General features: G+C 72.8%; 16 protein-coding genes. 13 read left to right on the plus strand and 3 right to left on the minus strand.

The features are described 5' to 3' along the window. Positions 1-172: 172 nt before the first annotated feature. A complete protein-coding gene (gene panB, locus ABEA42_RS10630) occupies positions 173-1051 on the minus strand; it encodes a 3-methyl-2-oxobutanoate hydroxymethyltransferase (RefSeq protein WP_345503175.1) in 879 nt (292 codons plus the stop codon). A gap of 253 nt (positions 1052-1304) precedes the next feature. Here panB and ABEA42_RS10635 point away from each other — a divergent pair, with 253 nt between their 5' ends. The 13 genes from ABEA42_RS10635 (at position 1305) to ABEA42_RS10695 (ending at position 17598) form a co-directional block, all read left to right on the plus strand. Beyond that, a complete protein-coding gene (locus ABEA42_RS10635) occupies positions 1305-3608 on the plus strand; it encodes an immune inhibitor A domain-containing protein (protein ID WP_345503177.1) in 2304 nt (767 codons plus the stop codon). Between the two features lie 164 nt (positions 3609-3772). Further along, complete coding sequence (locus ABEA42_RS10640) at positions 3773-4177, plus strand: hypothetical protein (protein WP_345503179.1); 405 nt, start codon at positions 3773-3775, stop codon at positions 4175-4177. 43 nt (positions 4178-4220) lie between these two features. Next, entirely contained in the window at positions 4221-5771 is a 1551-nt protein-coding gene (locus ABEA42_RS10645; RefSeq protein WP_345503181.1) for a phytoene desaturase family protein, read from the plus strand. Between the two features lie 55 nt (positions 5772-5826). After that, positions 5827-7164 carry a type I glutamate--ammonia ligase gene (gene glnA / locus ABEA42_RS10650; RefSeq protein ID WP_345503183.1) on the plus strand — a complete coding sequence of 446 codons (1338 nt, stop codon included), beginning with the start codon at positions 5827-5829 and terminating at the stop codon, positions 7162-7164. Beyond that, complete coding sequence (locus tag ABEA42_RS10655; protein WP_345503185.1) at positions 7161-10190, plus strand: bifunctional [glutamine synthetase] adenylyltransferase/[glutamine synthetase]-adenylyl-L-tyrosine phosphorylase; 3030 nt, start codon at positions 7161-7163, stop codon at positions 10188-10190. The genes glnA and ABEA42_RS10655 overlap by 4 nt, the downstream gene beginning before the upstream one ends. A gap of 17 nt (positions 10191-10207) precedes the next feature. Beyond that, positions 10208-11617 (plus strand): MFS transporter, encoded by a 1410-nt coding sequence (locus ABEA42_RS10660; protein ID WP_345503187.1) that lies wholly within the window; start codon positions 10208-10210, stop codon positions 11615-11617. Positions 11618-11671: 54 nt separating this feature from the next. Continuing rightward, complete coding sequence (gene hisD, locus ABEA42_RS10665) at positions 11672-13015, plus strand: histidinol dehydrogenase (protein ID WP_345503188.1); 1344 nt, start codon at positions 11672-11674, stop codon at positions 13013-13015. A 16-nt stretch (positions 13016-13031) separates the two neighbouring features. Then, entirely contained in the window at positions 13032-14174 is a 1143-nt protein-coding gene (locus ABEA42_RS10670; RefSeq protein WP_345503189.1) for a histidinol-phosphate transaminase, read from the plus strand. Then, entirely contained in the window at positions 14171-14788 is a 618-nt protein-coding gene (hisB, locus tag ABEA42_RS10675) for an imidazoleglycerol-phosphate dehydratase HisB (protein WP_345503190.1), read from the plus strand. Before ABEA42_RS10670 ends, hisB begins: the two co-directional genes overlap by 4 nt. Beyond that, entirely contained in the window at positions 14785-15408 is a 624-nt protein-coding gene (locus ABEA42_RS10680; RefSeq protein WP_345503191.1) for a hypothetical protein, read from the plus strand. The genes hisB and ABEA42_RS10680 overlap by 4 nt, the downstream gene beginning before the upstream one ends. Then, positions 15408-16046, plus strand: coding sequence for an imidazole glycerol phosphate synthase subunit HisH (hisH, locus tag ABEA42_RS10685; RefSeq protein WP_345503192.1), 639 nt, complete (start codon positions 15408-15410; stop codon positions 16044-16046). Before ABEA42_RS10680 ends, hisH begins: the two co-directional genes overlap by 1 nt. Before the next feature lie 89 nt (positions 16047-16135). Then, positions 16136-16870: a bifunctional 1-(5-phosphoribosyl)-5-((5-phosphoribosylamino)methylideneamino)imidazole-4-carboxamide isomerase/phosphoribosylanthranilate isomerase PriA gene (gene priA / locus ABEA42_RS10690; RefSeq protein ID WP_345503193.1), complete on the plus strand. Its 735-nt coding sequence runs from the start codon at positions 16136-16138 to the stop codon at positions 16868-16870. Continuing rightward, positions 16867-17598, plus strand: a complete 732-nt coding sequence (locus ABEA42_RS10695) for an SseB family protein (RefSeq protein WP_345503194.1) — start codon at positions 16867-16869, stop codon at positions 17596-17598. Before priA ends, ABEA42_RS10695 begins: the two co-directional genes overlap by 4 nt. Here ABEA42_RS10695 and ABEA42_RS10700 read toward each other — a convergent pair. Continuing rightward, a complete protein-coding gene (locus tag ABEA42_RS10700; RefSeq protein ID WP_345503196.1) occupies positions 17595-17927 on the minus strand; it encodes a DUF952 domain-containing protein in 333 nt (110 codons plus the stop codon). The two genes, ABEA42_RS10695 and ABEA42_RS10700, sit on opposite strands and share 4 nt — an antisense overlap. Positions 17928-18042: 115 nt before the next feature. Next, complete coding sequence (locus ABEA42_RS10705; protein WP_345503198.1) at positions 18043-19626, minus strand: catalase; 1584 nt, start codon at positions 19624-19626, stop codon at positions 18043-18045. Between the last annotated feature and the right edge of the window lie 94 nt (positions 19627-19720).

Consider the following 19720-nt stretch of genomic DNA (forward strand, 5'->3'; position numbering starts at 1 on the left):
CGAGGGTGCGGCCCCGGTCGGGGTCCACCGGTGGACGTTAGCCCGCCGACAGCCCCGGTGGGGTCCTCCGCGTGGTGGAGTTCGCGCGGACCGCCCCTGACCGCCCTGCGCCCGGAACGCCTACTGCGGCAACGAGGGGATGCCGCCCGCCGGGGTGGCGGGCCCGCGACCGCTACTCGGGGAAGGAGTGCTCGGGGGCCGGGAAGGCGCCCGAGGCGACGTCGGCGGCGTAGGCGGCGGCGGCCCGCCCCAGCTCGCCTCGCAGGTCGGCGTACTTCTTGACGAAGCGTGGAGCCTTGCCGCCGCGCAGCCCGGCCATGTCCTGCCAGACGAGGACCTGCGCGTCGCACTCCGGCCCCGCGCCGATGCCGATCGTCGGGATGGACAGCACCTCGGTCACCCTCGCCGCGAGGGGGGCCGGGACCATCTCCATGACGACGGCGAAGCAGCCGGCCTCCTGCAGGGCCAGCGCGTCCTCGACGAGGCGGTCCGCGGACTCGCCGCGGCCCTGCACCTTGTAGCCGCCCAGGACGTGCTCGCTCTGGGGGGTGAAGCCGATGTGGCCCATCACGGGGATGCCGGCCCGGACGAGCAGCTCGACCTCCGGGACCATCGAGGCCCCGCCCTCCAGCTTGACCGCGTGGGCCATGCCCTCCTTCATGAAGCGGGTGGCGGTGGCCAGCGCCTGCTGCGGGCTGGCCTGGTAGGACCCGAACGGCAGGTCGGCGACGACCATCGCGTGGCGTGCGGCCGAGGTGACCGCGCGCACCAGCGGCACGAGGTGGTCGACCGTCACCGGCACCGTCGTCTCGAAGCCGTAGACGTTGTTGCCGGCCGAGTCACCCACGAGCAGGACGGGGATGCCGGCCTCGTCGAAGATCTCCGCGGAGTACATGTCGTAGGCCGTGAGCATCGCCCACTTCTCGCCGCGCTCCTTCATGGCCTGCAGGTGCGGTACCCGTACCCGGCGCTGCGGCGCGGCCTGCACGCCCGTGCCGTAGGGGGCCGTGACCTCGGCCGGGGTGCTCGTCGTCGAGGGGTGCTCGCTCATGCAGGCATCCTAGGAGGGCGGGGGACCGGGGACGGCCCGTCGGGTCCTGCCCGGGCCGCCGGGGACACCGCTCGGACGCACGGGCTCCACCTCGTGTTCACAGAACATCAATCGACCGAACGGGTGAATCTCTTTACCGAGTCCTGACCATTTCAGACATTCCGCATGACTCGAACCCGTGTTTGGGTCGTGCCTATGTGTGCCGGACCTTGGCACGCACAGGTCAATTGGAGGATCAGTGAAGAGACACCACGTGAGCGTTCTCTCGGGTGTGGCCGTCGCGGCCATCGCCCTGAGCATGGCTCCCGCGTCGGCGCAGGCAACCCCTGTCGCCGGCGACAAGGAGGCGAAGGCCGCCAGCCGCGACCACGACCTGCCCAACCCGCTCGGCGACGCCCAGCGCGCGCTGCGCAAGGAGGCCGTCGAGAAGCTCGTGAAGGGCGAGGCGACGACGGAGACCAGGGGCGGCCAGCGCGTCATCAAGGTCAAGGGCAACGCCAAGGCTCCGAAGGGGAGCAAGGCTGCCAGGGACAAGTTCGTGTCCTACCCGGTCGAGCGCGAGGAGGACATCTTCACGATCCTCGCCGACTTCGGTGACCAGACCAAGACCACGACGGGCGGCACGGCGGGTCCGGTGCACAACCAGATCCCCTCGCCCGACCGCAACTGGGACGGAAGCAAGACCGACGACAACTCGACCTACTGGACCAAGGACTTCAACCGGGCCCACTACCAGGACATGATGTTCGGGTCGGGGGAGTCGTTCAAGGACTTCTACACCAAGCAGTCCAACGGCCGCTTCCTCGCCAAGGGTGACGTCTCCGACTGGGTGAAGGTGCCCTACAACGAGGCCGCCTACGGCAGCAACAAGCAGAGCGACGCCGCTGGCTACTGGCCCTTCATCCGCGACACCGCAGCCGCCTGGTACAACGACCAGAAGGCCCAGGGCAAGACCGACGCCGAGATCAAGACCTACCTGTCGCAGTTCGACAAGGTCGACCGCTACGACTACGACGGCGACGGCAACTTCAACGAGCCGGACGGCTACATCGACCACTTCCAGGCGATCCACGCCGGTGAGGGCGAGGAGGCCGGCGGTGGTGCGCAGGGCGAGGACGCCATCTGGTCGCACCGCTGGTACGCCTACTCCAACAACCAGGGCAAGACCGGTCCGTCCGGCAACCTGCTCGGCGGTGTCCCGCTGGGCAGCTCCGGCCTGTGGATCGGTGACTACACCACCGAGCCCGAGAACGGTGGCCTCGGTGTGTTCGCGCACGAGTTCGGCCACGACCTCGGCCTGCCGGACCTGTACGACACCGCGGGTGGCGACAACGGCACCGGCTTCTGGACGCTGATGTCCGGCGGCTCGTGGCTCAACCACGGCACCGACTCCATCGGCACCACCCCCGGCTACATGGGGGCGTGGGAGAAGCTGCAGCTCGGCTGGCTCGACTACAAGACGGTCAACTACGGCGAGGACTCCACCGTCAAGCTCGGGTCCGCCGACAAGGCCAGCAACACCGCCTACCAGGCGCTGGTGGTCAACCTGCCCGACAAGACGGTCAAGACCGACTACAACACCCCGCACTCGGGTGCGAACGAGTGGTGGGGCGGCGCTGACGACAGCCTGAACAACACCCTGAGCCGCTCGATCGACCTCACGGGGAAGACCTCGGGCAGCGTCACGGCCTGGCTGCAGTACAACATCGAGACGGACTACGACGCCCTGTACGCGGAGGCCTCCACCGACGGTGGCAGCACCTGGGCGCAGGTCGGCAGCCTCGTGGACGGCCCCGGGGACAACTCGGCGCTGAGCCCGTGGACCCAGAAGACGTTCGACCTGGCGGCCTACGCCGGCAAGAAGATCGACTTCCGGTTCCGCTACGCCACCGACGGCGGTCTGCACTACCAGGGTGCGTTCATCGACGACATCACCATCTCCGCCGACGGCGCGCCGGTCCTGACCGACGACGTCGAGGGCGGTGACAACGGTTGGACCGCCAAGGGCTTCACCCGCATGGGCGGCTCGACCTCGGTGCAGGCCTCGCACTTCTACCTGGCCGAGAACCGCACCTACACCGGCTACGACGCCACGCTCCAGACGGGGCCGTACAACTTCGGCTACGCCAACACCCGGCCCGACTGGGTGGAGCGCTTCCCCTACCAGAACGGCCTGCTGGTCACCTACGCCGACGGCCAGTACGGGGACAACAACACCTCCGCCCACCCCGGCGGTGGCGAGGTGCTCCCGGTCGACGCGCGCCCGGCCCCGGTGCTGTTCTACGACGGCACCAAGCTCGGGAACCGTCGCCAGCCGTTCGACGCCACGTTCGGACAGGAGGCCACCGACGCAGTGACCTTCCACAAGAACGGCGTCGCCACCACGGTCCCGTCGCAGCCCGCGATGCCGACCTTCGACGACCGCGACCCGAACCGCTACTGGAGCGCCGCCAACCCGTGGAACTCCACCAAGGTCGCCGGCTCCGGAACCACCATGACGGTGGCCAAGACCACCGACGGTGGCAACGAGCTGCAGGTCAAGGTCCAGTTCAAGTAACACTGCTGGTCGTCACGCCGATCGGCTGACGGCACCACGAGGGGCCCCGGGACACGTTCCCGGGGCCCTTCGCGTGCTGCACCAGTGGTGAGGTGGGGCGACGCCCAGCAGAATCAGGACGAACCCGCCACAGCGGGGGTACCGGCTACGAGGAGGTTCCGGAGATGGCTGAGGGCTTCGAGGTGGGCCACGCACGCGGAGAGCTGGACGAGCAGACCCGCCACGCGCTGGTGGCGGCGCAGCTGCGTGGCGAGGAGAAGGCCAGGGGCAGGGACCCTGAGGCGGTCATCGCCGCAGTGGCCGAGGAGATCCGTGCGCTGGGCCTCGAGCCGGACCACGACGAGCTCGAGCGCCGCTACGCCGCGATCGACCCCGACCTGCCGCTGACGCGCGACACCGAGGACGAGGTCACCGGGGACGCAGCCACCGACCTAGCCACCGACAGGGCCACCGACGCGCCGGAGGGGGCGCCGGGGCCGAACCCGCAGGTCCGGTCCGACCTCGTGAGCGAGGCGGAGATGACTCCCACACCGACCGGCGACGAGCCGCGACGCAGCGACGGCACCTGAGCCTGCGTGACCTGCGGCCGCCGGACTGCCTAGGCTGCCCCGGGTGATCTACGACGACGTCGTCATCGGTGCCGGCCACAACGGGCTCACCGCCGCTGCCTACCTCGCCCGAGCCGGGCGCAGGGTGCTGGTGCTGGAGGCCGCCGACCACGTCGGCGGTGCCGCCGTGTCGGCGCAGGCGTTCCCGGGGGTGGACGCGCGCCTGTCGCGCTACTCCTACCTCGTGTCCCTGCTGCCCCGGCAGGTGATGGCCGACCTCGACCTCGACGTCCGGCTCATCCGGCGCCGCTACTCCTCGTTCACGCCCGTCCCGTCCGACCCGTCGCGCGGGCTGCTCGTCGACCACGGCGACCCGGCCGCCACCGCGGCGGGTTTCGAGGCACTCACCGGCGGCAGGGCCGAGTACGCCGCCTGGCAGGACTTCTACGGTCGCGTGCAGCACCTCGCCGAGCAGGTCTTCCCGACGGTCCTCGAGCCGCTGCGCACCGAGGCCGACCTCGCCGCCCGCGTCGGCGACGACGCACTGTGGGAGGCGCTGGTCCGCCGCCCGCTCGGGGAGGTCCTCGAGCAGACCTTCGGCGACGACACGGTCCGCGGGGTGGTGGCCACCGACGCGCTGATCGGCACCTTCGCCGACCTGCGCGGCGAGGACCTGCGGCAGAACGTGTGCTTCCTCTACCACCTCATCGGCGGCGGGACCGGCGACTGGGACGTGCCCGTCGGCGGGATGGGTGCGGTGACCGACGGCCTCGCCCGCGCCGCTGCGAAGGCTGGGGCCGAGATCCTCACGGGGACAAGGGTTCTCGCGGTCGACCCGAACGGAGAGGTCACCTGGGAAGGCGGCTCCGCGCGCGGGCGCACGGTCCACGCGGCCTGCGCCCCCGCCGTCCTCAACCGGCTCCTCGACGCCACTGGCGCCGCACCGGTCGCCACCGAGGCCGAGCCCGAGGGGGCGCAGCTGAAGGTCAACATGCTGCTGTCACGGCTGCCCCGCCTGCGCGACTCCTCGGTCGACCCGGCGGGGGCGTTCGCCGGCACCTTCCACATCAACGAGGGCTACGGCCAGCTCCAGGAGTCGTGGGCCGCTGCCGGAGCGGGTCGCGTGCCGCAGCTGCCGCCGTGCGAGATCTACTGCCACAGCCTGTCCGACCGCTCGATCCTCGGACCCGACCTCGCCGCCACCGACGCCCAGACGCTCACGCTGTTCGGCCTCCACCTGCCGGCCAGGCTGTTCCGCGGCACCGCCGAGGAGCACGACGCGGTGAAGGACCTCGCCCTGGCGCGCACGCTCGAGTCGCTCAACTCCGTGCTGGCCGAACCCATCCAGGACGTGCTGCTGCGCGACGGCGACGGCGCCTACTGCCTCGAGGCCCGCACCCCCGTGGAGCTCGACGCGGATCTGGGGCTGCCCGGCGGCAACATCTTCCACCGGTCGCTGCAGTGGCCCTGGGCCGAGGAGGAGGCCGAGGTCGGCACGTGGGGGGTGGAGACGCGCCACCCGAACGTGCGCGTCGCCGGTGCCGGGGCCCGTCGCGGCGGCGGCGTGAGCGGCATACCCGGGCACAACAGCGCGCAGTCGGTTCTCACGGGCTGAGCGACCCGGCGCTGCGAGGCGCCCCGCGCCCCGCGACTAGGGCAGGATTCACCCCATGGATCGTCAGCAGGAGTTCGTCCTTCGCACCATCGAGGAGCGCGACATCCGCTTCGTGCGGCTGTGGTTCACCGACGTGCTCGGCACGCTCAAGTCGGTGGCCGTCGCCCCGGCCGAGCTCGAGGGTGCGTTCGCCGAGGGCATCGGCTTCGACGGCTCCGCCATCGAGGGCTTCGCGCGCGTCTACGAGGCGGACATGCTCGCCAAGCCGGACCCCGCGACGTTCCAGGTGCTGCCCTGGCGCGGTGAGAACCCCGGCACCGCGCGCATGTTCTGCGACATCACGCTGCCGGACGGGTCGCCCAGCTTCGCCGACCCGCGCCACGTGCTGCAGCGGGCGCTGGGCAAGGCCTCCGACCTCGGGTTCACCTTCTACACCCACCCCGAGATCGAGTTCTACCTCCTCAAGGCCGGGTTCAAGCCGGGGGAGAGCCCCGAGCCCGTCGACCAGGCCGGGTACTTCGACCACGTCCCGCACGGCACCGGCCACGACTTCCGCCGGGCCGCGATCACCATGCTCGAGTCGATGGGCATCTCGGTGGAGTTCAGCCACCACGAGGGCGGTCCCGGGCAGAACGAGATCGACCTGCGCTACGCCGACGCGCTGTCGACGGCCGACAACATCATGACCTTCCGCACGGTCATCAAGGAGGTGGCCCTCGAGCAGGGCATCTTCGCCTCCTTCATGCCCAAGCCCTTCGCCGACCACCCCGGCTCCGGCATGCACACTCACATGTCGCTGTTCGACGGTGACAGCAACGCCTTCTACGAGGCCGGCGCGCCCTACCAGCTGAGCAAGGTGGGCCGTCAGTTCATCGCGGGGCTGCTCCACCACGGCGCCGAGATCACCGCCGTCACCAACCAGTGGGTCAACTCCTACAAGCGGCTCTGGGGCGGCGGCGAGGCCCCGGCCCACCTCACCTGGGGCCACAACAACCGCTCCGCCATGGTCCGCGTGCCGATGTACAAGCCCACCAAGGGGCAGAGCAGCCGGGTCGAGGTGCGCACCCTCGACGCCGCGTGCAACCCCTACCTCGCCTTCGCGCTGATGCTGGCGGCGGGGCTCAAGGGCATCGAGGAGGACTACCCGCTGCCGGCCGAGACCGAGGACGACGTGTGGGGCCTGACCTCCGGTGAGCGCCAGGCGATGGGTATCGAGCCGCTGCCCACCTCGCTGCACGAGGCCATCCGCGTCATGGAGAAGAGCGACCTGGTCGCCGACACCCTCGGCGAGCACGTGTTCGACTTCTTCCTGCGCAACAAGCGCGCCGAGTGGGACGACTACCGCGGCGAGATCACCCGCTTCGAGCTCGAGCGCTACCTGCCCGGTCTGTGATCTCGGGCCGCGCGGTCTCCCAGTCGGCAACCCTGGCCAGGCTGGGCTTCGCCGATCCGCCGCGGGCCGGGCAGCTGCTGGCCGACCCGGCGCTCGCCGGTCTCGTCGACCCGTTCGACGACGTCTTCCGGGACGGGCTGCCCGACGCGCTCGGTGTCGTGGCGGACCCCGACCTGGCGCTGCTCAGCCTGGTGCGCCTCATGGAGTCGCTGCGTGCCTCCGAGCCCAGGCGGCGCGACGAGGAGTCCGGGGCGGCCACGGAGGTCACCGGGCTCGTCGCCGCACTGCGCCACCCGGGCGCGGCCCGCGACCGGCTGCTCGCAGTCCTGGGGGCGTCGAGCGCCCTCGGCGACCACCTCGTGGCGCACCCGGAGCACTGGCGCAGCGTCGCCGAGGCGCGACCACGCACCCCGGAGCAGCGGGTCGAGGAGCTGGTCGCCGCCGTGCGCGAGACCGGCGGCCGCACGCCGTACGACGCCCTGCGCATCGGCTACCGCAGGCAGCTGCTCGGCATCGCGGCGCTCGACCTCACCACCGACGACCCGCCGGCGGCGCTGCCGGAGGCGGCGGCAGCCCTCGCCGACCTCGCGGAGGCCGCGCTCGAGGCCGCCCTGCAGATCGCCCGCGACCACGTCGGCGACGACGCCGACCTGTGCGACTTCGCCGTGATCGGGATGGGCAAGACCGGTGGCCGCGAGCTCAACTACGTCAGCGACGTCGACGTCATCTTCGTCGCCGAGCCGCGCGAGGGGGTCGACGAGCCCCGTGCGCTCGCGGCCGGCACAGCGCTGGCCACCCACCTCATGCGGGCCTGCTCCACCTCGACGGGGGAGGGCACGCTGTGGCCGGTGGACGCCGCACTGCGGCCCGAGGGCAAGAACGGCCCACTGGTGCGCACCGTCGAGAGCCACCGCACCTACTACGAGCGCTGGGCCAAGACCTGGGAGTTCCAGGCGCTCCTCAAGGCCCGGCCCGTCGCGGGCGACCGGGCGCTGGGCGAGGCCTACCTCGAGGCGGTGCGCCCCATGGTGTGGCAGGCCGCCTCGCGGGAGAACTTCGTCGAGGACGTCCAGGCGATGCGCCGCAGGGTGGAGCAGCACGTCCCTGCAGCGGAGGCCGACCGCCAGCTCAAGCTCGGCCCGGGCGGCCTGCGCGACGTCGAGTTCAGCGTGCAGCTGCTGCAGCTCGTGCACGGCCGCGCCGACGCGTCCCTGCGCTCCGGCACCACCCTCGAGGCCCTCGACGCCCTGGCCCGGGGCGGCTACGTGGGGCGCGACGACGCTGCGACCCTCGACGACGCCTACCGGCTGCTGCGCACCCTCGAGCACCGGATCCAGCTGTTCCGCCTGCGGCGTACCCACCTCATGCCGACGGCGGAGGCCGACCTGCGCCGGCTCGGCCGCGCCCTCGGCCACCGCTCGGACGCGGCCAAGGCCGTCGCGGCCCAGCGGCAGCAGGAGGCGCGCGAGGTGCGCCGGATCCACGAGCGGCTCTTCTACCGCCCGCTCCTGGCCGCCGTCGCGCGCCTCAGCACGAGCGACGCCCGGCTGGGGCCGGAGGCCGCCCGCGAACGGCTGGCCGCCCTCGGCTTCCGCGACCCGGCCGGCGCGATCCGCCACCTCGAGGCGCTCACCGCCGGCGTCAGCCGCCGTGCCGCCATCCAGCGCACGCTCCTGCCGGTGATGCTCGCCTGGTTCGCGGACGAGGCGGACCCCGACGGCGGCCTGCTCGCGTTCCGCAAGGTGAGCGAGGAGCTGGGGTCGACCCACTGGTACCTGCGGCTGCTGCGCGACGAGGGCTCGGCCGCCGAGAGGCTCGCCCACACCCTCGCGCGCAGCCGCTACGCCGCCGACCTGCTCGTCGGGGCGCCGGAGTCGGTCGCGATGCTGGGCGACCCCGGCGGCCTCACGCCCCTGCCGCGGGCCGACCTGGTCAAGCGCATGACCGCGGCCGCGGGGAGGCAAGAGGACCCCGACCGCGCCGTACGGGCGGCCCGGAGCCTTCGCCGGCAGGAGCTGTTCCGCATCGCCGTCGCCGACCTCACCGGCGAGCTCGACCTCCAGCAGGTGGGCACCGCCCTGACCGACCTCACGGCCGCCCTGCTGGAGACCGCCCTGACGGTCGCCGTGCGCGTCGTCGAGGAGCGCCACGGGCCCGCGGCCACCCGCCTGCTCGTGGTGGGCATGGGCCGCCTCGGCGGGGGAGAGGTGGGGTACGGGTCGGATGCCGACGTGCTCTTCGTCCACGACCCCGTCGACGGCGCGGACGACAAGGCCGCCCAGGAGCAGGCCCTCGAGACCGTGCAGGAGCTGCGCCGGCTGCTGGGTGCGGCCGGACCGGACCCCGCGTTGGGGCTGGACGCGGACCTGCGCCCCGAGGGCAAGAACGGCCCGCTCGTCCGGAGCCTCGCCAGCTACCGCGCCTACTACGCGCGGTGGTCGCTCACGTGGGAGTCGCAGGCCCTGCTGCGCGCGACGCCGATCGCCGGTGACGTCGAGCTGGGGGAGCGCTTCCTCGAGCTGGTCGACCCCCTGCGTTGGCCCGACGACGGCCTCACCCCCGACCAGGTGCGCGAGATCCGCCGGCTCAAGGCGCGCATGGAGGCGGAGCGGCTGCCGCGCGGCGCCGACCCCAAGAGCCACTTCAAGCTGGGCCGTGGCGGGCTGAGCGACGTCGAGTGGACCGTGCAGCTCATCCAGATGCAGCACGCCCACGAGGTCGAGGGGCTGCGCACCACGTCCACCCTGGGCGCGCTGGGGGCCGCAGTGGCCGCCGGGCACCTCGACCCGGAGCAGGGGGAGGCCCTGCGCGCGTCATGGACCCTGGCGTCCCGGCTGCGGAACGCGGCCGTCCTCTTCCGGGGCAAGCCCGCCGACAGCGTGCCCTCCGACCTGCGCGTGGCCGACGGCGTCAGCCGCATCCTGGGGGGTGAACCCGGCTCCGGCGCCGACCTCGCCGGTGCCTACCGCCGGGTCGCCAGACACGCCCGGGCGGTCACCGAGTCCAACTTTTACGGGTCCCGGTAGCGGGGTACGGTCGGGCCATGGTCAGCGGGAAGGGTGGCTCCGCCACGGTGCCCTCCTACGCCGAGGTGCTGCGCACCCCGGTGTTCCTCCCGGTCTTCGCCGCCTCCACGCTGTCGACCTGGGGCGACTACATCGCCCGCATCACCGTAGCCGCCGTGGTCTACACGTGGACGGGCTCCGCGCTCGCCACCGCGGCCACGTTCGCGGTCTCGCTCGTACCCAGCATCCTCGGCAGGGCCCTGCTCGCGCCCCTGTGCGACCGCCTCGCCCCGCGGACGACCCTCGTCGGCACCCACCTGATCCGGGCGGCGCTGGTGCTGTTGCTGGTGCTGTGCGTACGCACGACCGAGTCGGTCGCGCTCGTGCTCGGCATCGTGTTCGTGCTCGAGTTCGTGGGCGGGCCGGCCATGACGGCCAGCCAGATGCTGCTCACCGACCTGTTCCCGGTACGCCGCGTGTACGCCCGCGCGTTCGGGCTCACCACCCTGGCCACGCAGGTCAACCAGGCCATCGGCCTGGCCCTCGGCGGCGTCGTCGTGGGCCTCGTGGGCGACACCACCGCGCTGCTGCTCGACCTCGCGACGTTCCTCGTCGGCGCCGTGGTGCTGGCCGTCGTCACGCCACCCAAGGCCGTCGTGGAAGGGGCGGACGGCCCCCTCTCCGGGCTCCTCGGCGACCTGGCCGAGGGGTGGCGGCAGATCCGCACGAGCAGTGTCCTCACCATGCTGCTGCTCCTCTCCCTGGCCAGCGCCCTCGCCGCGGCGGCGCCGGAGGCAGTGGCGCTGCCCTACGCCAGCGACCACGCGGGGTCCTCCACCTGGGGAGGCCTGCTCATGGCCGCCCCGATCCTCGGCGCCGTGGCCGGCCTCCTCCTGCTCGGCAGGCTCCCCGCAGAGCGCCAGTTCCGCATCGTGCTGAGGCTCGCGCTGCTCATGCCGGTGCCGCTGCTGGTGACGATCTTCGAGCCCCCGCTGCCGGTGGTGTGGGCGGCGTGGTTCGTGTCCGGTGCGCTGCAGAGCTACATGCTCCCGCTGCAGTCCGCGTTCACCCTGCTCGTGCCGACCGCCATGCGTGGACGCGTCTTCGGCCTCGCCGGTGCGCTCTCCGTCGGCGTCACCGGGCTCTGCTTCCTGGCCGCAGGATGGGTGTCCGAGCACACCTCGCCGGCGGCCTCGGTCGGGATCTGCGCGGTGCTCACGCTCGGCATGTTCGTGCTGCTCGCGGCCCGGTGGCCGGGGGAGCAGATGCAGGAGGAGATCGACGCGACGTTCGGTCCGGCCGAGGCGCAGACGGGTGAGCCGCAGACGGGTGAGGCGTCGAGGCCGGACGAGCTGGAGGCGTCGGACGCCCACCCGGTGGACGTCCCCGGGGTTGGTTCCCACGTGGTGGAGGCCCGGCCGGTCGACAGGGAGCCCCGCGCGGGCTGAGACGCCGACCGGGGCCGTTCGGGCCATCCCGGGGCCCCGCCTAGACTTGGGCCCATGATGTCCACGATCGACCTGCGCGGACGCGACCTCGGTGCCCGTGAGCTGCGCCTCCTGCTGCCGCGAGCCGAGTTCGACGTGGCAGCGGCCGTGGAGACGGTGCGCCCCCTGTGCGAGGACGTGCGCCGCCGCGGTGCGGAGGCCCTGTACGAGCTCGGCGAGCGCTTCGACGGTGTCCGCCCCCCGACGCTGCGCGTGCCCGCCGACGTCATCGCCGCAGCCCTCGACACGCTGGCCCCGGACGTCCGGGCTGCCCTCGACGAGTCGGTCCGACGGGCCCGCATCGTGCACGAGGACCAGCGCCGTTCCACCACGACCACCCAGGTGGCCCCGGGTGGGTCGGTCACCGAGCGCTGGGTCCCCGTCGACCGGGTCGGGCTCTACGTGCCCGGCGGCCGGGCGGTCTACCCGTCGAGCGTCGTCATGAACGTCGTCCCGGCGATGGTCGCCGAGGTCGGCTCGCTCGCCGTCGCGAGCCCGCCGCAGCGCGAGAACACCGGTGTCTTCGCCGGATACCCGCACCCGACCGTGCTCGCCGCCTGCGCGCTGCTGGGCGTCGACGAGGTGTACGCCGTCGGCGGTGCCCAGGCCGTGGCCGCCTTCGCCTACGGCTTCACCGACGGCGAGGGGGACGATGCGGTGGTCGCCGAGCCGGTCGACCTCGTCACGGGCCCGGGCAACATCTACGTCACCGCGGCCAAGCGCCTGCTCAAGGGCCTCATCGGCATCGACTCCGAGGCCGGCACCACCGAGATCGCGATCCTGGCCGACGACACCGCCGACCCCGGGCACGTCGCGGCCGACCTCATCAGCCAGGCGGAGCACGACCCGCACGCCGCCTCGGTGCTGGTCACCGCGAGCGCCGAGCTCGCCGACGCCGTCGCCGCCGCGGTGGAGCGTCGCGTGCCCGCCACGAAGCACGCCGACCGGGTCCGCACCGCTCTGACCGGCCCGCAGTCCGGGGTCGTCCTCGTCGACGACCTCGACCAGGGCCTGCAGGTCGTCAACGCCTACGCCGCGGAGCACCTCGAGATCCAGACCCGCGACGCCGCCGCGGTCGCCGGACGCGTCCGCAACGCCGGCGCGGTCTTCGTGGGGGCCTTCTCGCCGGTGAGCCTCGGCGACTACGTCGCCGGCTCCAACCACGTCCTGCCCACGGGTGGCTGCGCGTGCCACAGCAGCGGCCTGTCGGTGCAGACGTTCCTCCGGGGCATCCACGTCGTCGACTACAGCCGCGAGGCGCTGCACGAGGTGGCGCACCACGTCGTCGCCCTGTCGCAGGCCGAGGACCTTCCCGCCCACGGCGAGGCGGTCACGGCCCGTTTCGACGACGGTCGCTGAGACGGGGGCACCGACCGTGACCGAGACCACCGACCGGGCGGCGCTCGACGCCCTCCTGCGTGAGGACCTGCGTGGTGCGAGCCCGTACGGCGCGCCGCAGCTCGACGTGCCCGTCCGCCTCAACACCAACGAGAGCTCCTACCCGGTGCCCGCCGAGGTCGTCGCCGACATCACCGCGCGGGTCGCCGCGGTGGCGCCCTCGCTCAACCGCTACCCCGACCGCGAGTTCACCGAGCTGCGCACGGCCCTCGCCGCCTACCTCACCTCGACCTCCGGCGTCGTGGTGGGGCCGGCGCAGGTCTGGGCCGGCAACGGCTCCAACGAGGTGCTCCAGCACGTCGTCCTCGCCTTCGGCGGCCCGGGGCGCACCGCGCTCGGCTTCACCCCCGCGTACTCCATGCACCCCCTCATCAGCACCGGCACGGGGATGGCCTGGGTCGACGGGCTGCGCGGCAGCGGGCCCGATGCGCCGTTCGACCTCACGGTCGAGTCGGCGGTGGCGCAGGTCCGCGAGCACCAGCCTCACGTCGTCTTCCTCTGCTCGCCCAACAACCCCACCGGCACGGCCCTGTCGCTCGAGGTGGTCGAGGCCGTGTACGCCGCGGCCGAGCGCGCCGTCGTCGTGGTCGACGAGGCCTACGCAGAGTTCGCCCGCCCGGGCACCCCGAGCGCGCTGACGCTCCTCGAGGGCCGTCCCCGCCTGGTGGTGACCCGGACGATGAGCAAGGCGTTCGCCTTCGCCGGCGGGCGGCTCGGCTACCTCGCGGCCGACCCGGCGCTGGTCGACGCGCTCCGGCTGGTGCGGCTGCCCTACCACCTGTCGGCGCCGACGCAGGCGATCGCCCTGGGCGCCCTCGCCCACGCCGACCAGATGCTCGGCACCGTCGAGGCCATCAAGGAGCAGCGCGACCGCATGGTCACCCGGCTGGCCGAGCTCGGCTACGCCCCGGTGGCCAGCGACGCCAACTTCGTCCTGTTCGGCGGACTCGTCGACGCGGCCGACACCTGGCGGGCGCTGCTGGACCGGGGTGTGCTGGTCCGCGACGTCGGCATCCCCCACTATCTTCGTGTCACGGCCGGGACCCCGGCCGAGACGGACGCGTTCCTGGCCGCCGTGGCCGAGATCGCCGACACCGCCACCGACAGGAGCGCTTCGTGACCGCAGGTGACCCCCGCAAGGTCTCGCTGAGCCGTTCGACCTCGGAGTCCAGCGTCGAGCTCGAGCTCGACCTCGACGGCACCGGTGTCGCCGACGTCTCGACCGGCGTCCGCTTCTACGACCACATGCTCACGTCGCTGGCCAAGCACTCCCTGATCGACCTGCGGGTCAAGGCCACCGGCGACGTCGACGTCGACGCCCACCACACGGTCGAGGACGTCGCGATCGTCCTCGGTGACGCCCTGCGTGAGGCCCTCGGCGACAAGACCGGCATCTCCAGGTTCGGTGACGCCACCGTGCCGCTCGACGAGGCCCTCGTCCAGGCGGTCGTCGACGTGGCGGGACGCCCCTACGTCGTCCACACCGGCGAGCCCGAGGGCCAGGCCTACGTCGTCATCGGCGGCAACTACGTCGGCTCCCTGACCCGCCACGTGTGGGAGTCGTTCGCCGGCCGGGCGGGCATCGCGCTCCACGTGCGGGTGCTCTCGGGCCGCGACCCCCACCACGTCGTGGAGGCGCAGTTCAAGGCGGTGGCCCGTGCGCTGCGCGCGGCCGTCGCCCGCGACCCGCGGGTGAGCGGCGTACCCAGCGCGAAGGGCAGCCTCTCCACGTGAGCGTGCCGTGGCAGTCCGCGCGGGACTCGCGCGGGCTGCTCCTCGTGCGCGGCGAGCCCTCGCGGGCCGCGGGCTGGCTGAGACGCGGTCTGGTCGCGTGCGAGGTCGTGCCGCTGGGGCAGTGGACGGCCCTCGTGCCGGCCGAGCGCACCTCGCGGGCGAGCGCACCGTACGACGACCCCGTGGCCGCGCTGGTCGGGAGACCGCTGCCGAACCGGCTGCGGCCGGCAGTCGGCTTCTTCGTGGTCGACGACCGGGCCGTGGTCACGGTCAGGTCCCGCGGCTGGCGCGGTGGGCAGCGCTGGCTGGTGTGGGAGCCGGGGAAGGGCCCCGTCCGCACGCCCACCCTCGACGCCGCCCGCCCGACCGACCTGGTCGCAGCCGCACACGGGCCCTCCGGCCCGCGGACCGTGGCGTCGGTGGTCGCGGACGGCTCGGGTGACGCGACGGGGTGGCTGCGCGGCCTGCTCGCCGCCCTGGGCCTGCCCGGGGCCGAGCTGCTCGCCCCCTCGACGGCCCTGCACGGCCAGGTCGTCGCCCCGACCGCGCAAGCGGTTGCCCGTTTCGAGTCCCGCATGGCTGAGCAGGCGCAGCACCGCGCCGAACTGGAGGAGAGCTGATGGCGCACGTCGTGGTGTTCGACTACGGCAGCGGCAACGTCCGGTCCGCCGTCCGTGCCCTCGAGCACGTCGGTGCCGAGGTCACGCTGACCGGCGACCGGGCGGCCGCGCTCGACGCCGACGGGCTGTTCGTGCCCGGTGTCGGCAACTTCCACGCCTGCCTCACCGGCCTGCGGGCTGCGGACGGGCCCCTGGTCATCGAGACCCGCCTCGCCGGCGGACGTCCGGTGCTCGGGGTGTGCGTCGGGATGCAGGTGCTCTTCGACGGCAGCGAGGAGCCGGGTGCCAGCCCGCAGGAGGGTCTGGGCGAGTGGCCCGGCACCGTGACGAGGCTGAAGGCGGACGTCGTGCCGCACATGGGCTGGAGCGACGTCACCGCGGCCCCGGGCACCCGCCTGTTCGCCGGTGTGGAGTCGGAGCGGTTCTACTTCGTCCACTCCTACGCCGTGCAGGACTGGACCCTGGAGCCCCCGACCGGCGCGTTCGCCGCCGTGGCGCCGAAGGTCACCTGGTCCGAGCACGGCGGTCCCTTCGTGGCAGCGGTCGAGAACGGCCCACTGTCCGCGACCCAGTTCCACCCCGAGAAGTCGGGGGAGGCGGGCCTGGCGCTGCTCGAGAACTGGGTGCGCACCCTCTGAGGCGCCCGGCCGCGCCGGAGCCACGCCCCCGTACCGCCACCATCCCTCGCTGGACCCGCACCATCCGCACGACTCACGAAGGACACCGCATGACCGCACCTCGCCTCGAACTCCTGCCCGCCGTCGACGTCGCCGACGGCCAGGCCGTCCAGCTCGTGCAGGGGGTGGCGGGCACCGGTGGGCAGTTCGGCGACCCCTGGCAGGCCGCGCTCGCGTGGCAGGAGCAGGGCGCGGAGTGGCTGCACCTCGTCGACCTCGACGCGGCGTTCGGGCGTGGCTCCAACCGTGAGCTGCTCGCCGAGATCGTCGGGCGCCTCGACATCAAGGTGGAGATGAGCGGCGGGATCCGGGACGCCGCGTCGCTGGAGGCCGCGCTGGCCACCGGGTGCCGACGGGTCAACCTCGGGACCGCGGCCCTGGAGGACCCCGAGTGGACCGCCGCCGCCATCGCCGAGCACGGCGACCGCATCGCGGTGGGCCTCGACGTCCGTGGCACGACCCTGGCGGCGCGCGGCTGGACCCAGGAGGGCGGCGACCTCTGGGAGACCCTGGAGCGCCTCGACCGCGAGGGCTGCGCCCGCTACGTCGTCACCGACGTCAACAAGGACGGCATGCTCAAGGGCCCCAACCTCGAGCTGCTGCGCGACGTGTGCGCCCGCACCGACCGCCCGGTCGTCGCCTCCGGGGGCGTCTCCACGCTCGAGGACATCGCGGCGATCCGCGGGCTCGTGCCCGACGGGGTGGAAGGGGCGATCGTCGGCTCGGCCCTCTACCGGGGAGCGTTCACGCTGCCCGCCGCCCTCGACGTGGCGGGTCGCCCGTGACCGGTCCCGTGCCGTCCCACGACTCCGCCGGCGTCCCGTTCGGCGGCCGCGAGCTGAGCGGCACCGGGTTCGACGGCGACACCGGTGCGGCCGACCCCGCCCTCGTCGCCGCGATGGCGGACCCGGGTGACGAGCGAGGCCTGATGGCGGCCGTCGCGGCGGCCCGCCTGCTGGTCCCGATCGTGGCCGAGCCCGTCTCCACCGACGCGAGCGGGGAGCACGTCGTCGAGAAGCAGACCGACATGGCTGCGGTCACGCTGGTGGCGCCCGACGGCACCCGAGCCCTGCCGGTGTTCAGCTCCATGGAGGCGATCGCCGCGTGGGACCCCCAGGCGCGCCCCGTACCCGTCACCGCGGCCCGTGCCGCCCAGGCGGCGGTGAGCGAGCGGTGCGAGGTCATGGTCGTCGACGTGGCGGGGGAGCGGTCCCTCGCGCTGCGGCCGAGCATGGTCTGGGCGCTGGCGCAGCAGCGCGAGTGGCTGCCCGCCCACGAGGACGACACCGTGGCCCGCGCCGTCGCCGACGCGGTGCACGACCAGCCCGACGTCGTGGGTCACCGGCTGGACGCGGGTGCACCGGGCGAGGGGGTCCTGCGGGTTCACCTCACGCTGGTGCCCGGGCTCGACGCCGACCGCGTGCAGGCGGTCGCGACAGCGATAGGGGAGCGCCTCGCCACCGACGGGGAGATCCGCGCCCGCATCGACGGCCTGGCCTTCTCGATCTCCTAGGCGTGCGGGGGCGCCAGCTCGGTCACCCGCACGACGGCGGCCGGGTCGAGCGCGGCGTACAGGTGGGGGAAGACCTCGCCGGTCGCGGGGTTGCCCACCTCGCGGACCGGTGGCTCGGCGAGCCGGTCCTCGTCGATCTCGAGCAGGAGCAGCGGGCCGGGGTGGTCGGCATAGAACGCGCGCCGCACCACGGGCCACTGCTGCGCCGAGGAGCAGTGGATGAACCCCTCCTGCGCCAGGGTGCGGCCGCGGGTCGACTGCGTGTAGCTGCCCGACGCGAGGGCGTCGGTCCAGTGCTCGGGCTCGGCGAGGTGGTAGATCGTCGTCACCCTCCGCATTCTCCCCCGACCCGGTGCCGCTGAGGCACGAGGACGAGCCGTCGGGGCCGTCGCACGTGTCAGCGGCACCAGGTCGGGAGGAGGGCGGGTACGGCGCCGGGTGGGCTCAGGTCGAGGCCTGGGTGTTGCTCTCCACGATCGGGTCCTCGACGACCTTGGCGTCGTCGGCCATGCCGCCGGGGTTGTCGCCCCCGAGACCGGCCCGCACGAGCTCCTCGATCTGCTTGCCGGTCTCGGCGTCGACGCTCCTCCAGTAGTCTAAGGCCCGCTCGAGCACCGGGGACTTCACGCCGCCGAGCAGGTGGCCGGCCACCGTCTCCACGAACGCCTCGCGCTGCGCGTCGTCCCAGACCTCGCGCACGAGGGTGCCGGCCTGGCCGAAGTCGTCGTCGTCGGCGCGCAGGGTGTAGGCCTGCCGCACCATCGCCCCGTCGGCCTCCCAGCCGTCCTCCACCTCGCCGACCTCGTCGGCATACCCGCGCCCCTGGCTGTTCGGGGCGTACACGGGGGCGTCGCCACGGTGCTCGTACGCCATTGCGCCGTCCTGCGCGTAGGTGTTGAGGCCCTCCACGCGGGGGCGGTTGACCGGCAGCTGCAGGTAGTTGGCGCCGATGCGGTAGCGGTGGGTGTCGGAGTAGGCGAACGCCCGCCCCAGCAGCATCTTGTCCGGCGAGAAGCCGATGCCCGGCACGACCGCCGACGGCTCGAACGCCGCCTGCTCGATCTGGGCGAAGAAGTTGTCAGGGTTCTTGTTCAGCGTCATGGTGCCGACCTTGATGAGCGGGTAGTCGCTGTGCGGCCACACCTTGGTCAGGTCGAAGGGGTTGAAGTGGTAGGTCTTCGCGTCCTCGTACGGCATCGCCTGGATCGACAGGGTCCAGCTCGGGAAGTCGCCCGCCTCGATGGAGTCGTACAGGTCGCGCCGGTGGTGGTCGGCGTCCTGGCCCGCGATGCGCGTCGCCTCCTCACCCGTGAGGCCCTCGACGCCCTGGTTGCTGTGGAAGTGGTACTTCACCCAGTGCTTCTCCCCGGCGGCGTTGACCCAGAGGAACGTGTGGGAGCCGTAGCCGTTCATGTGGCGGAACGTCTTCGGGATGCCGCGGTCGCCCATGAGGTAGGTGACCTGGTGGGCCGACTCGGGGTTGAGGCTCCAGAAGTCCCACTGCATGTGGTTGTCGCGCAGGCCCGAGCCGCCGAGGCGCTTCTGGCTGCGGATGAAGTGCGGGAACTTCATGGTGTCGCGGATGAAGAAGACAGGGGTGTTGTTGCCGACGAGGTCGTAGTTGCCCTCGGTCGTGTAGAACTTCAGCGCGAAGCCACGCGGGTCGCGCCACGTGTCGGGGGAGCCCTGCTCGCCCGCGACCGTGGAGAAGCGGGCCAGCATCTCGGTGGTCACACCCGGCTGGAAGAGGGCCGCCTTGGTGTACCGGGAGACGTCCTCGGTGGTCTCGAACGTCCCGAACGCCCCGGACCCCTTGGCGTGCACGTTGCGCTCCGGGATGCGCTCGCGGTTGAAGTGCGCCATCTGGTTGAGGAAGTGCACGTCGTGGAGCAGGATCGGCCCGTCCGGACCGAGGGTGAGCGAGTTGCGGTCGCTGGGTGCGGGGGCGCCGTTGTCGGTGTGCGACCCGAGGCCGGCCTCGTCGGAGGGCGCGGTGCGGATGGACTCGCCGGGGTGCTGGTCGGTCATGGTGCTCCTTCGGTGGCGTGCTCGGGGTCTGGTCTGCGAGGTCTCTGGGCCGGCCCGCGGCGTTCACGAGCCTTCCTCCACCCTCGTCCATCGA

Source organism: Pedococcus ginsenosidimutans (assembly GCF_039544395.1).
Classification (GTDB): Bacteria; Actinomycetota; Actinomycetes; order Actinomycetales; family Dermatophilaceae; genus Pedococcus; species Pedococcus ginsenosidimutans.